At 63.8% G+C, this 12,816-nt stretch carries 12 protein-coding genes and 1 pseudogene; 3 read left to right on the top strand and 10 right to left on the bottom strand.

The genetic code is table 11. The annotated features are described in order from the left end of the window. Window positions 1-35: 35 nt before the first annotated feature. A complete protein-coding gene (locus X728_RS144205; protein ID WP_023687295.1) occupies window positions 36-1,202 on the top strand; it encodes an amidohydrolase in 1,167 nt (388 codons plus the stop codon). Window positions 1,203-1,214: 12 nt separating this feature from the next. Here X728_RS144205 and X728_RS144210 read toward each other — a convergent pair whose 3' ends face one another. Further along, a complete protein-coding gene (locus X728_RS144210; RefSeq protein ID WP_031195761.1) occupies window positions 1,215-2,132 on the bottom strand; it encodes a fatty acid desaturase family protein in 918 nt (305 codons plus the stop codon). Between the two features lie 87 nt (window positions 2,133-2,219). On the opposite strand from X728_RS144210, the gene X728_RS144215 reads away from it, so the two are divergent. Beyond that, entirely contained in the window at window positions 2,220-3,119 is a 900-nt protein-coding gene (locus tag X728_RS144215; RefSeq protein WP_023753089.1) for a LysR substrate-binding domain-containing protein, read from the top strand. Between the two features lie 12 nt (window positions 3,120-3,131). On the opposite strand, the gene X728_RS144220 is transcribed toward X728_RS144215, so the two are convergent. The 8 genes and pseudogenes from X728_RS144220 to X728_RS144250 form a co-directional block, all read right to left on the bottom strand. Continuing rightward, a complete protein-coding gene (locus X728_RS144220) occupies window positions 3,132-3,404 on the bottom strand; it encodes a DUF3303 family protein (protein WP_023687293.1) in 273 nt (90 codons plus the stop codon). A 38-nt stretch (window positions 3,405-3,442) separates the two neighbouring features. Beyond that, window positions 3,443-4,908 (bottom strand): annotated as a pseudogene (locus X728_RS01000000167095) (RimK family protein). Window positions 4,909-4,913: 5 nt separating this feature from the next. After that, window positions 4,914-6,011, bottom strand: a complete 1,098-nt coding sequence (locus X728_RS144225; RefSeq protein ID WP_023832481.1) for a peptidase C39 family protein — start codon at window positions 6,009-6,011, stop codon at window positions 4,914-4,916. A 206-nt stretch (window positions 6,012-6,217) separates the two neighbouring features. After that, window positions 6,218-7,009, bottom strand: coding sequence for an anti-sigma factor (locus X728_RS144230; protein WP_023702687.1), 792 nt, complete (start codon window positions 7,007-7,009; stop codon window positions 6,218-6,220). After that, the gene (locus tag X728_RS144235; RefSeq protein WP_023702686.1) at window positions 7,006-7,524 is read right to left on the bottom strand and encodes an RNA polymerase sigma factor; all 519 of its coding nucleotides are present in this window, start codon (window positions 7,522-7,524) and stop codon (window positions 7,006-7,008) included. The genes X728_RS144230 and X728_RS144235 overlap by 4 nt, the downstream gene beginning before the upstream one ends. Window positions 7,525-7,686: 162 nt before the next feature. Beyond that, window positions 7,687-8,103 (bottom strand): type II toxin-antitoxin system VapC family toxin, encoded by a 417-nt coding sequence (locus X728_RS144240; RefSeq protein ID WP_023832480.1) that lies wholly within the window; start codon window positions 8,101-8,103, stop codon window positions 7,687-7,689. After that, window positions 8,103-8,345 (bottom strand): type II toxin-antitoxin system VapB family antitoxin, encoded by a 243-nt coding sequence (locus X728_RS144245; protein WP_023687289.1) that lies wholly within the window; start codon window positions 8,343-8,345, stop codon window positions 8,103-8,105. Before X728_RS144245 ends, X728_RS144240 begins: the two co-directional genes overlap by 1 nt. Window positions 8,346-8,392: 47 nt before the next feature. Further along, window positions 8,393-11,167, bottom strand: a complete 2,775-nt coding sequence (locus X728_RS144250; protein ID WP_023832479.1) for a DUF2339 domain-containing protein — start codon at window positions 11,165-11,167, stop codon at window positions 8,393-8,395. Between the two features lie 247 nt (window positions 11,168-11,414). Between X728_RS144250 and X728_RS144255 the strand changes: the two genes are divergently transcribed. Then, on the top strand, window positions 11,415-11,879 hold the full coding sequence (locus tag X728_RS144255) for an NUDIX domain-containing protein (protein ID WP_023687287.1): 465 nt from the start codon (window positions 11,415-11,417) through the stop codon (window positions 11,877-11,879). 100 nt (window positions 11,880-11,979) lie between these two features. On the opposite strand, the gene recO is transcribed toward X728_RS144255, so the two are convergent. Further along, window positions 11,980-12,771, bottom strand: coding sequence for a DNA repair protein RecO (gene recO, locus X728_RS144260; protein WP_023692858.1), 792 nt, complete (start codon window positions 12,769-12,771; stop codon window positions 11,980-11,982). Window positions 12,772-12,816: the final 45 nt, after the last annotated feature.

Here is a 12,816-nt window from a genome sequence, read left to right as displayed (position 1 = left end):
AGGCCGAATTTACGATAGCCGGCAAGGAGAGCGCAATGCTGCACAACGACCCCATCGCCGCCCTCACCCCGCAGGTGGTGGAATGGCGGCATCACATCCACGCCAACCCCGAACTCGGTTTCCAAGAGTATGAGACCGCGCGCTTCGTCGCCGACAAGCTGCGCACCTTCGGGCTCGACGAGGTTCATGAAGGCAAAGGCGGCACCGGCGTGGTTGGCGTCCTCAGAGGACGACCAGGCGTGCGCGCCATCGGGCTTCGCGCCGAACTCGATGCCTTGCCCGTGCTGGAGAAGACAGGATTGCCATATGCGTCGAAGAAAGACGGCGTGATGCATGCCTGCGGCCACGACGGGCACATCGCGATGCTGCTCGGCGCCGCCAAGCTGCTCGCCGACAACAGAGCCTTCGACGGCACCGTCTGTTTCATCTTCCAGCCGGCGGAAGAAAATGAAGGCGGCGCCATGCGGATGATAGAGGACGGACTGTTCGAGCGCTTCCCCGTGGAAGCCATCTACGCCGTCCACAACTGGCCGGGGCTGCCGCTCGGAAAGATCGCGGCCCGTGCCGGGTCGATGATGGCGGCCGTCGACACTTTCGAACTGAACTTTGAGGGGACCGGCGCGCATGCCGCCATGCCGCAGCTAGGCGACGATCCCGTGCTCGCGGCCGGCGCCTTCGTTCAAGCCGTGCAGCGCATCGTCAGCCGTTCGGTCGACCCGCAAATGGCGCTGGTCGTTTCGATCACCCAGATCCATGGCGGCAATGTCGGCAACATCGTGCCGGGCAAGGTCTGGCTGCAGGGAACCTGCCGCTTCTTCGAGCCCACTTTGTCGGGCCATTGCGAAAGGCTGATCGGCGACATCGCGCAAGGCATTGCCTCGGCGCATGCACTCACCGCCAAGCTCGCCTACAAGAAAGGCTACCCGCCGCTGGTCAACACGTCGGCTGCCACTGACCGGGCCGTCCAGGCGGCAACCGCGGTTGTCGGCCGCGAGCAGGTCGAGACCGCATTCAACCCGAGCCTCGGCTGCGAGGATTTTGCCTACATGGTCCGCGAAGCCGGCGGCTGCTATGCCTGGGTCGGCGCAGGAGCTGTCAGACCGGGCGAAGGGCTGCACGGCGATCGCTATGTCTTCAACGACGCCATCGTCCCCACCGTGCTCCGCTATTTCGTCACGCTCGTTGAGCAGACGCTACGCTGACGGCCGAGCGCCTCAGCGCAAGGTCTCGACGTATTTCTCGTGGAAGCTGACATAGCCGGGTTCGACGACTTTGAGATGGCGCTCGATCAGCTGGTGGAAGGCCGGCAGCTGATGGAAGGGCACGCCGGGATAGGCGTGGTGCTCGGCGTGATACGGCATGTTCCAGGCGACTTTGCGCACCAGCCAGTTGGTCAGCGTGGTGCGGGTGTTTTCCAGCATGTTGGCGACAAGCGGGCAGCGGCCATGCTCGGCCAGCAGATAGAGCCTGAGGAAGGGCTGGCCGAGCAGCGCCGGCACGATCCAGACATAGAGCAGTACACTTGCCTCGAACCACAGGGCTAGCGCGGCGACCACGACATAGAAAGCGATCATGGCGCGGGCTTCAGTGCGCACCTTGGGCAGGCCTTTCGGCGGCACGTAGCTGTCGTGGCAGCCGCCAATCGCGTTGGTGTAGAGTGTCTGCAAATGCCCCCACCACACCGGCAGGCCCGAGACGTGGACGATGTATTGCCGCATCGTCTCCGGTTTCGGGAAGGCGAGTTCCGGATCGGTCTCTGGATCCTGGGTGAAACGGTGATGGGCGAAGTGGAAATAGCGAAACCAGTCGGCGGGCAGCGCGATCGCCAGGCTGCAGACCCTTGCGGCGGCATCGTTGAGCCACTGCGTCTCGAACGCCGTCCTGTGCACCGTCTCATGCAGCAGCGTGAACAGGAAGACGATAAGAATGCCTTGCGGCAACATCAACAGCGGCCAGTACGACACCTTGGCCGCAATCAGCCCGCCGATAGCCACAATCGCGCCGAGATGGAAGGCGAGTTGGACCAGACCCGGCCCGTCCGACTTGCCGGTCAGGCGGCTGCGCTGCTCATTGGTCAGGAACGCGATGACGTCGAGATGGTCTCTGGGTTCAAACTGGGCCGATACGGTCATGGCGCCAAGCTACTCGAATAAGAAAGCTTTCGAAAGACGAGGATTTCTGCGACACAGATAAGCTGACCTTACCTATCGGATCACCCAATGACCGCGCTTCCTTCCCTGAGAGGACTTCAAGCCTTCGAGGCGGCGGCGCGCTCGGGGAGTTTCGCCGCAGCGGCGGATGAGCTCTCGATCTCGGCGGCTGCGGTCAGCCAGCTCATTCGCACCGTCGAGGAGCAGATGGGTCGAAAACTGTTCCATCGCGTCAACCGCCGCGTGGTGCTGACGGAAGCCGGCGTCGAGATGCTGCCCCGGCTGACCCTGGCTTTTCGGGAGATCGGCAGCATCGCGCGTGGCAGCGATGCCTTCCGCCCGCGGCTTGTCGTATCGGTGCCGCCGTCCATGGCGATGGGCTGGCTTTCCGAACGCCTCGCCGGCTTTGTCGCCAGCCACGGCGCCGTCGACATATCCCTGCGCGGCGATGACGATCCGGTGCCGTTCGACCGCGAACTGATTGACATCCGGCTGTCCTTCGGCCCGCACTATCGTGAACACCCGAGCGAGGAGATCGTCAGGGACGCCGTCTACCCCGTCTGCGCGCCAGAACTCACCGCCAAAACCGACAGCCTCGCCGGCCTGCCACTGATTCACACCGACTGGGGACCGACCGGCGCGTCGTTTCCGTCTTGGCGCACATGGTTCGAGGCGGCGGGCATAGAGCCCGGCCGCACAGTGCAGCGCGGCCTGTCGGCGAACTCGTCGCGGGCAGCGCTCGACCTTGCCATTTCGGGGCTGGGCGTGGCGCTGGCGCAAGGCATTTATTGCGCCGGGGCGCTGGAAGAGGGCCGTTTGGTCCGGGCTAATGCCCTATCGATCGCGCTGCGTCAGCCATATTGCCTGACGATCCCGGAACGCAGTGCAAGGCGCGACCTGGTGGCGGCGTTTCGCAATTGGCTGATTGAGGAATGCCGGCGGTCGGTGGGTTCGCCGGTGCTCCTATGATGGTCAGCAGCGTCAGAGATGCGCAGCCAGCGCCGCTGTCATGTCCTTGTTCGTCGCCACGGGAATGATCTCGAACTCCACCAGGTCAGACCATTCGATGACCCAGCGCTGCAGCAGCGTGACGTCATCGGCCTCGACCAAAAGGAAGCAGCGGCTCATATCAGCCGCGATCCAGGAGTGGTACACGACAAGCGCGTCCGGCTTCAATCTGCCGCGCTCGCCGAAACGGCGGTAGATCTCCTTGCGGTCGCAGCCGGCGAAATCCTCGATGACGATGAACTGCATTTTTCCCCCTCGGTTGAATTACCGCCCGGGGCGGCAAACTAACGCCCGGGACGGTCCAGCCGCTCCAGGAACCATTGCGTCAGCCGCACCCAGACTTCGTCCTTTTCGCCGGAATCCTCCCAGCCATGGTCGAGGTTCGGGTTGTCGTTGACCTCGATGACGAAGACGCCATCCTTGGTTTCCTTGAGATCGACGCCGTAAAGCCCGTCGCCGATGCAGCGCGCCGCCTTCACCGCGGTGTCGACGACATGCGGCGGCGTCTCTTTCAGCGTGAAGGTCTTGATGCCGCCCTGGTCGGGCTTGCCGCTGGCCTTGTGGTTGACGATCTGCCAGTGTTTTTTCGCCATCAAATAATGCACGGCAAACAGCGGCTGCCCGCCGAGCACGCCGACGCGCCAGTCATATTCGGTCGGGATGAATTTCTGCGCGATCAGAAGATCGGAATCCTCCAGCCACTCGGTGGCGAGCGTCTTCAGTTCTTCGAAGTTGCCGCATTTCTTGACGCCGCGCGAGAACGATGAATCCGGGATCTTCAGCACCAGCGGAAAGCCCAGCGTCTGCGCCGCCAGTTCGAGGTCCGAGGTGCCGGCTATCATCACCGTCGGCGGCACCGGCACCTTGTTGTAGGCCATCAGTTCGTTGAGATAGACCTTGTTGGTGCAGCGGATCATCGACAGCGGGTCGTCGATCACCGGCATGCCTTCCTGCTGGGCGCGGCGCGCGAAGCGGTAGGTGTGGTTTGAGATCGAGGTGGTCTCGCGGATGAACAGCGCGTCGTAATTGGCGAGCTTGGCCAGGTCCTTCCTGGTGATCGGCTCGATTTCGACGCCCATCTTTTCGGCGATCTTGGCCCAGTAACGCAGCGAGGAAATCTCCGACGGCGGCAGTTCTTCATGCGGATCGACCAGCGTGGCGAAGGTGTAGCGTGCCGGCGTGCGGCCCTTGGTGTCGCGCCACTCGCGGTTGGTGTATGTCTCGAGCGCCTGCACGAAGAGNGGGCTTCTTCCTCCTCGGCCATCCTGGCCAGCGGCAGGAAGCCGATCTTGCGGATCGAGGCCCATTCGGCGCTGTCCTTGATGTGAACCTCAAGCGCCGGAGCGCGGAACCAGTCGAACAACAGCTTGGCGAAGCGGTCCCAGACCTTCGACGGTCCGATGCCGAAGAAGATGCAGATTTTTTGCGGGAAAACGCCTCCGAGATCCTTGCGGCATTTGTTGAGCGCCAGCTCCAGTTCCGGCAGCGCGTGCTCGTAGAGCTTGCGCTCGGACAGGTCGATCATCGTCTCGACCGTCGGGATGACCTTGTGGCCGCGCGAACCGGCGAGCAGAGAGGCATAATAGCCGCGGCTCTGGTAGGCGTAATTGTTCGATAGGTTGATGACCTTCGGCTGCTGGCCGCGAAACAGCGCCGGATGCGCAAGATAGTCACGGTTGGTGATGATCTTGTGCGGCGTCGCCGCCGGGTCGAGATCGTTCTGACGGCCGGTGAGGATGACCCAGGTCATTGTTATCAGCGTTTCCCAAGAGTGATGGCAGCACGCAGTCCGTCGCGGCCAAATTGCGCCATGTTCATGAAGATGCCGTGCGGCACGGGAATGTTGGCGGCATCGAGGATGGTCTCCTGTCTTTCGTCCTCGACCCAGGGATCGTGGATCAGGATGTGGTCGCCATCGTCGCCGATAGCCAGCACCCAATGCGGCACCTTCTTGCCGAACATCAGGAAGCCGCTGATCAGCACCAGCACCAGTTTTCCCTGAGCCAGGGCGCCGCGGATATCGTCGATGGTGAATGGACGGTAATTCACCGGGATGCCGTAAAGTTCCGCGCGGCGGCGAAAGTCCACCTGGGCAAGTTCCATCACCCGGCGCTTGTCGTCGCTGCGCACTGATTGCAAGAACAGCGCGCCATAGAAGGACACGAAGATTTCCGCCGCAAGCCCGCTTTCGTAGCCGGAAACCGCAAGGCCGAAGGGCTCGCAGCCGCCTGGGCCGGACATCATGAACACGGTCGTTGCCTCGCGCCATAGGCGGATTTCCATGACCGGATCGGGCACGAAGCCGGAATCGAAATTGGCCATCGCCATCATCAGGCAGCATGGACCGCAGGTGAACTCGCAGGTCTGCTGGTAGAACGGGACTTTGGTGGCGACCGGAATATCGCCGCGCAAGGTCTTTTCGTAGCGCAGCGCGGTGGCGCCATCCTCGTAATAGAGAGGCTCGCGACCGATCTTGCGGTAGCCGCTCTGCTCATAGATGCCAATGGCGCGAAGATTGTCCTCGCGCACTTCGAGACGCAACATCATGCGGTCGTGCTCGAAGGCAGCTTCTTCGGCCGCTGCAAGCAGCATGCGGCCAATGCCGCGGCCGCTGAAAAACGGGCTGGTGGCAAGCGAATAGAGCCGGGCGACGCCGCTGCCCTTGCGAAACAGCACGATGGCGTAGCCGGCGACACGACCATCGCTTTCGGCGACCAGCATCTCGGCTGTCTCGCGTTCGATCAACAAGCGGAAGGAGCGCCGGGAAATGCGGTCACTGGAAAAGACCGCCTTCTCGATGGCGGCGAGGTCATCGACGTCGGACGCGCGGGCCTTGCGAATCTCGGCAGGCATGCGGGTTTGGAAAACCTCGATTGGGTGGAGGAAAAGACCGCAGTCAAAAACGTCGCAAACATCAGCCGAAACGCCGATATCAGCCAAGCGCTATCGCACCTTGAATAGGGCCGAATTGTGACAGTTCCACCGCGAGTGGCGGGCGGTGACGGCGGCACCGCCAGGTGCGGCGCCGCCTCGGCGCATGACGCCAAAACGGAATGTGCTCAACTGGCGATACCGGCCAGAAGCTGACCGTAGGCGCGCTTGGCGACCGCGGCCAGTTGCTCTCGCGGCAGGGAGCCGACGACGGCGCAGGCATAGCCCTTGTCCAGCCAGTAGACCGCCTCGGGGCCGTCGGCCTCGGCCATGTAGGTGCCCTTGGACTTGGCTGAGGAATCAGCGGTAACGAACAAGGAGATGCGCTGACCCTTGGCGTCCTCGTAAAGCAGCATCGCTGCCTTGCCCTGGCCGGCGGGCAGCAGCCGGCCGCCAACCAGCTGGAAGCCATCCGCAACCAGATCCGGCGCCACCAGTTTCAGGCCGACGCGGTTGGACAGCCAGGTCTGCAGGTGATCCTTGTCGCTTGCCGGCACTTCCACCGCATGGCGCTGTTCGGCGGCATAGATGACATGGGCGGCGATAGCCTCTTCGGCCAGTTGGTCATCGGCGCCATCTTCCCTGCCGATGCCGTCGATGCCGGCAAAATAGCCGCCAAGACCGCCGATGACGAGCACTGCGGCCGCCGCGGCCGCAAGCCACCAGCGCGACTGCCGCGCCGCCGCCTTGGTCGCGCCTTCACCGCTAACGATCTGCTTGAACAGCACCGGCACGGGCTCGTCGAGCACACCGGCAAAGGCGGCGCGCAACGCGGTGCGGTCGGCGGTGTAGCGGGCGCTTTTGGCCTTCATTTCGGGATTGGCGTCGATCCAGGCGTCGTAGGCGGCGCGCTCGTCGCCCGGCAGCTCGCCGTCGAGAGCCATGTGGATATCACGTTCGGAAAAATCGCGGCGGGTCATTTCTCGACGATCCTTATCGAGCGGCGGCGCGCCGTGTCATCGAGCAGGCTGCGCAGCTCCTCGCGTCCGCGCGCTATGCGCGACATCAGCGTGCCGGCGGGCACGCCGAGAATGTTGGCGGCTTCGGCATAGGAAAACCCTTCGATGGCGACCATGACGAGGGCGGCGCGGCGGTCGGGGCTGATCGCCTGCAATGCGTCGATGATCTCGCGCGACGCGGCGTTCTCCGCCTGCTCGGCGGGGACTGCCTGCGCCTCGTTTGCGTCAAGCGGTAGGATCGTCGCCTCACCGCGCCGGTTCACCTTGCGCATCTGATCGATGAACAAATGATGCATGATCGTAAACAGCCACCTCCGGGGGCTTTCTCCCGTCTGCCAGCTTTCAAGCCGCAAGAGCGCTCGTTCGAGGCAATCCTGGACGAGATCGTCAGCGGATTCGCGGTCGCGCAGAAGCGAGCGTGCGTAGCGGCGCAGGCGCGGTATTTCGCCAAGGATTGCTGCCTTCTTTTCGTCCATGACCGCTGGTTCTGAGGTCGCCCTTGTTTAACCCGATTGAACGCGCCTTCCCGGCGCGGCGCAAGCGGCCAGCGCGAAGCGGTCTGCCGCCCCGGTCACCCAAGCAGTGAGATAACGAGTTGATCGGCTAAATTATTCCCCGCAATCAACAAAAGGGCCGAATTATCCTAAATCGGTCAGTGCGAAATCATGGCCTTTGTACAGCAGTGGAAGATCGCGGCTTTTCGCGCAGGCGTAAGCAAAACAGTCCCCGAGAATCAGATCCGCCTTGTGGCCAACGGCTTTGCCGTAACGGGCGCTCGCGTCAATGGCCCGAGAGCCGATGTTGTCGTCAATGGCCAGACTCTCTCCCATGATCTCAACAATGAACTCATCGATCAGATCGCGGGCATGGAGAAGGGCTTCAGCGCTGGGTCTGCGCGGGCCGGCGCCGGCCCTTGCCAATGCCTGTGTTGCTTCGAAGTGAACCAACGGAGAAACCCAGACCTGCCCGGAAAAACCGGATAGCTGCTTCAGCAATTCCTCCCACCCAGGTTCCTGGTTGAGAATGGCGACGATCACCGACGCGTCGACAAACATCAGTCTTCCCACAGCTCGTCGGTGAACTTCTTCATATCGAAGTCGGGATTGGGCAGGCCAAGCTTCCTGGCCCTGTCCTGAAGACTGGCGATCCGATCGCGCAGCGGCACCTTCGCTCGATTGCGCTCAAGTTCGTGCACGAGCGCGACCCGCACCGCCTCCGTTTTGCTCGGAGCGTTCGTCTCGCGTTGCAATCTGCTGGCCAGCGCATCCACTTCGTCGTCGCGGATATAGAGCGGCATTGAATATCCTCCGTTGGATATTCATTTATTCTACCTCGTATATCACTTCAAGTTGCAGCGTTGGCCTCCCTCGCCGCCCGCGTCAGCAGCCGCTGGTAGAACAGGCCGATGCCGATCAGCACGGCGCCAAGACCGATGAACGACAGCGCCCTGAGCACGCCTTCCAGTTCCGACATGTCGAACAGGAAGACTTTTACCACGGCAATCGCGATCAGCGCCGCCGAGGCAATGCGCAGCACCTGCGACTTCAGCCAGACGCCGGCGGTCAGCAGCACGACGCCGATGATCAGCCAGAGCGCCGAATAGGTGTAGGTCTCGAGCTGGCCGAGGCCGCTCCACAGGCCGATGAACTCGCCCTTGAACACGCGCCTGACCGACAGTGTGGCGTAGGCGAAGACAAGCAATGCCGCCACCACCGCCAGCATCTGCGCATACCATGGCGGCCGCTTGTCCCTGGCATAGAGCGCCAGCCCGCCGGCAGCGATGGCCGGCAGGAGATAAGCCAGGAACAAGAGGTTGAACACCGGGATCTGGCCGGTCGATTCGTCGGTGAACAGCGGATTGAGCACCAGGAAATGCTGGAGGACGATGAAGGCGACCGAGAGCACGCCGGCAGCCATCGAGCCATAGCGCAGCACAGAGCTTGGCGAGCGCATGTCGATGGCCACCAGTATCGCGCCGGCGCCGATGGCGATCAGCGTATAGATCGCCTGTTCGGCGAGCGTCACCGGGCCGGTGTCGATGACGCCGCCATGCATGGCGTGGCGCACCAGCATGGCGACGGTGAGCAGCGCAAACAGGGCTGCACCCGCCTCCATCGCAAGGCGCGGCCGGCCATTACCAGCTGTTGGTAGTGCGGGGGTGGTACGCGCGAGTTGCCAGGCGGCAAAGCCGAAGGCTAGCGCCGGTACGCCGTATCCCGGCAGCAGCCAGTTGAACACCCGCGTCGTCGTCAGGAACTCGGCGCCGACGATGGTCGGATCGAAGGCGACGCGGCCGAGCACGGCGACGACCGCGCCGACCGAAATCCAGCCCAGCACCGGATAAGAACGCCAACGCGTCGCCAGCGCCGGCACGATGGCGGCAACGCCGGCAAGCAACGTGGTCCAGCCGGAACCGAAGGCCATGTGCAGCATCAGGAGCCCGGCCAGAGCCGAGCCGCAAAGCGCGAAGGAGACGGCGACGTCGCCCTTGAGCGGCGGCTGTTCGGCGCGCGCAATCCATTCGCCGCCGGCGGCGAAGACGACGACCAGAAGGGCAGCTATCGCTGCGTAGACAAGGTCGCGGTCGAGATTGCCGTAGGCGAGCCACAGCGTCAGCAGAATAAGCAGCGGCGAAGCGACGCCCCATGCCGCCCAGCATGCCGCGCGGACCCGTGCTGAGGCGGCGAAGCGGCGTGCGGCCCAGAAGCCGGCGCCGATGAAAACCAGGCCGAGGGCAATGCCGATGCGCAGCGTCAACGGATTTCCGGCCGCCACCGGCATGCCGTCAAAGCCGATATTCCCCTGGGTTATGTCGGAGCCGATGGTGGTGGGCGGAATGATGCCGAGATGGATCATCACGCTCACCACGCCGGCGGCATGCAGCAGCGGCAGCGCGCGCGGCCGGTAGAGTGCGGTGGCGACAAGGGCGACGAGGACGAAGGCGCCCGGCAAGGCGCCACCGGCGGCGACCAGCGTCGTGTCGACGGACAGGCCTAGCGCTGAAAACGCAACGAAAACGCCTGGCACGATCGAGGGCCAGTCGAAGCCGGTCTTCGCCGTCTCCGCTTCGCTGTCACGTGTGCCCAGCCAGACAAAGGCAAGCACCGCCAGCGTCACCGCGTCGATGAACAGGATGACGGCAAGGTCGGCGACTAGCGTGCTCATCATGTAGACGATGGTCCAGGCGCCGGTGCCGAAGAAGGCCGCCGCAATCAGGAATTTCCAGTCGCGAATGCGGGCGATCACGGCTGTAGCGGCAAGCACGATCGCCAGGTAGACGAACAGCGCCCATGGGTTGGGCGCCTGCGAGGACACAAGCGCCGGCGTCGCCATCGAGCCGACGAGACCGATGCCGGCCAGGGCCTGGCCGTGGACGAGGGCGGCGACAATGGTCGCCACGCCGATGGCGCCGAGCACGGTGAAGGCGAAGGCCGGCCCGACGAAACCGTAAATGGCATGCGCGGCATAGACCGTACCGAACAGGATGAAGGCGCCGGCAGCCGTCAGGATCGCCGGAATATAGGCGCCTGCAGCCCCTTGCACCGGCACCTTGAAGCCGGTGCGGCGGATGAACTCGCCGCCGCCGATCAGCACCAGGCCGAGCAGCGCCGCCAGGGACAGCCGCACTTCAGGGCCGAAAATGCCGGCCTCGATGGTGTAGCGGATCAGGAACAGGCCGCCCAGGGCCAGCGCGACGCCGCCGACCCAGACCGCCCAACGGGTGCCGAGCGCCGTTTCGACCTCTGACTGGCGGGCTGCCTTCGACGTGGCGGCAGGCGCGGATCCGGTGAATGCCGCCTTGGCCGCGGCCGACAGTTCTGGCACGGCCTCGCTGGTGGCCGCATCGGCTTCGGCGGCCGGTGCCTGGGCATGTGCCGCGTCTGCTGTTGTTGGCGAAGCTATGTCGGCAACTGGTGCGCTAGCGTGAGCGGCATCCGCCGGTGCGCTTGCAGCCTGCTCGGCCGGTTTGGCAACGGGCGGTGTCGCATGCACTCCGGACAGAACCAGGCTGCGCAGCGCTCCGAGCTCGCGCTCGATCAGACTGACGCGGCCCTGCTGGCGCAAGACGAGGACAAAAAGCACGATAACGACGACGGCGCCAATCAGGCTTTCAAACATGGCGGTTCCCCCAAACCAGGCCAGTTTTCACTGACAATTGCGGCGGCCACACGGCCACCCCAGACGGCTATTCAAGTCACGCCACCGCAATGGTGGCCGAAAAGAAGTTATCGAGCATGTTTCGTCGGCAAATTCCAGCGGCCTACGGTCTTTATCCTCACCCATCATCTGAGATAGCCAGGAATGGCATGCCGCCGCCACTTGCCCAGGAGCCATGCTATCCTCGGATGAACTGTGGGGAAATCGAATGCCGAAACGAAGTGCAGGGCTGCTGATCCACCGGACAAGGGCCGGCATTCTCGAATTTCTGCTCGTCCATCCCGGCGGCCCATTCTGGGCAAGGAAGGATGAAGGCGCTTGGTCGATCCCCAAGGGCCTCGTCGAGGACAATGAAGATGAGTTGGCCGCCGCCCGGCGCGAGGCTGGGGAAGAACTCGGAGTCAGCATCGAGGGTGATTTCGAGCCTGTCGGCAGCTATCGGCAAGCCGGCGGCAAGATCGTCATCGCCTGGAGTGTCGAAGCCGATTTCGATCCCGATGCCGTTAAAAGCAACATGTTCACGATGGAATGGCCGCCCAGGTCAGGCGTGACGAGGGAATTTCCCGAAATCGACAGGGCCGGCTGGTTTTCCTTCGCGGAGGCCAGCCTCAAGATCCTCGGCGGTCAGCGCGCCATCCTCGATGATTTCATGGAGCATCGCAAGGCCGGCTGAGGCTCTTGCCCTACGAGTACCCCCACCCTAACCCTCCCCACAAGGGGGAGGGAATGCTGCCGCATGCAGCTTTTGCTGTGAACCTGGACGGTTGCGGAGGTCAGCACCCACCGAGTCTCCCTCCCCTTTCTGGCGCAGCGTCTGCCGTAGTGGCGGCATTGCCGCCCGAATGATGCTTGCGCAAGGCGGCGAGGAAGCCGGCACGGGCATCGGGCTGTTCAATGCCGCGCGGCTCGTAGACATGGCGGGTGAAAAAGAAACCGGTCAGATGGAAGGCGTCCTCGAGTGCCGCGTGGTCCGCCCGCAAGCCGGAGCCGCGCTGCAGGAAGGCCGGCAGCGCCAGCATCTTGTCGCGCCACGGCGCACCGGCGGCTCGCGACACCGCACGGCCGGATTTCGGCGAGACATAGGCCAGATCCTGCCTGGCGCCGGTCGCCGCGCACTGGCTGAGATCGAGGCCGAAGCCGAGTTCGTCGAGGATGAGCAGTTCGAAGCGCGCCACCAGTTCCCCGGCGGCATCCGAATCGTCCAGATGGGCGATCATCACGGCAAGCGTCTCATACAGGCCGCCATGGGCGTCGCGCTCCGGCAGGAGCCTGAGATGCGCGGCCATGGTCTGCAGGCCGTAGACGGCGACTGCGCTGTCCATCAACCGGGCGGCATTCATCTCGATCGCCTCGGCCTGGAAGGTGCCGAGATGCTCGTCGAGGCGTGCCCGCCACAAAAGGTCGACGCGGTTGCCGGGCTGCAGCACCGGCTGCTGCTTGCGCGAGCGCCCGCCGCGCACCAGGCCGAGATGGCGGCCATGCGCACGCGTCATTACCTCGAGAATGGCGCTGGTTTCGCCATGCTTGCGGGTGCCGAGTATGATTCCCTCGTCGCGCCATTCCATGGCAGGAGCTTGTCACCGGTTGCATGGCGAAATCAAGATTTTGGC

It is taken from the genome of Mesorhizobium sp. L103C119B0 (genome assembly GCF_000502235.1).
In the GTDB taxonomy this organism is placed as follows: Bacteria; Pseudomonadota; Alphaproteobacteria; order Rhizobiales; family Rhizobiaceae; genus Mesorhizobium.
Note: the sequence above shows the minus strand (reverse complement) of the source record. Positions and strands in the feature narration are given on the sequence as shown.

Coding starts and splice junctions, on each gene's coding strand:
- X728_RS144205 (WP_023687295.1), top strand. CDS start 36: ATGCTGCACAACGACCCCATCGCCGCCCTCACCCCGCAGGTGGTGGAA.
- X728_RS144210 (WP_031195761.1), bottom strand. CDS start 2,132: ATGACCGTATCGGCCCAGTTTGAACCCAGAGACCATCTCGACGTCATC.
- X728_RS144215 (WP_023753089.1), top strand. CDS start 2,220: ATGACCGCGCTTCCTTCCCTGAGAGGACTTCAAGCCTTCGAGGCGGCG.
- X728_RS144220 (WP_023687293.1), bottom strand. CDS start 3,404: ATGCAGTTCATCGTCATCGAGGATTTCGCCGGCTGCGACCGCAAGGAG.
- X728_RS144225 (WP_023832481.1), bottom strand. CDS start 6,011: ATGCCTGCCGAGATTCGCAAGGCCCGCGCGTCCGACGTCGATGACCTC.
- X728_RS144230 (WP_023702687.1), bottom strand. CDS start 7,009: ATGACCCGCCGCGATTTTTCCGAACGTGATATCCACATGGCTCTCGAC.
- X728_RS144235 (WP_023702686.1), bottom strand. CDS start 7,524: ATGGACGAAAAGAAGGCAGCAATCCTTGGCGAAATACCGCGCCTGCGC.
- X728_RS144240 (WP_023832480.1), bottom strand. CDS start 8,103: ATGTTTGTCGACGCGTCGGTGATCGTCGCCATTCTCAACCAGGAACCT.
- X728_RS144245 (WP_023687289.1), bottom strand. CDS start 8,345: ATGCCGCTCTATATCCGCGACGACGAAGTGGATGCGCTGGCCAGCAGA.
- X728_RS144250 (WP_023832479.1), bottom strand. CDS start 11,167: ATGTTTGAAAGCCTGATTGGCGCCGTCGTCGTTATCGTGCTTTTTGTC.
- X728_RS144255 (WP_023687287.1), top strand. CDS start 11,415: ATGCCGAAACGAAGTGCAGGGCTGCTGATCCACCGGACAAGGGCCGGC.
- recO (WP_023692858.1), bottom strand. CDS start 12,771: ATGGAATGGCGCGACGAGGGAATCATACTCGGCACCCGCAAGCATGGC.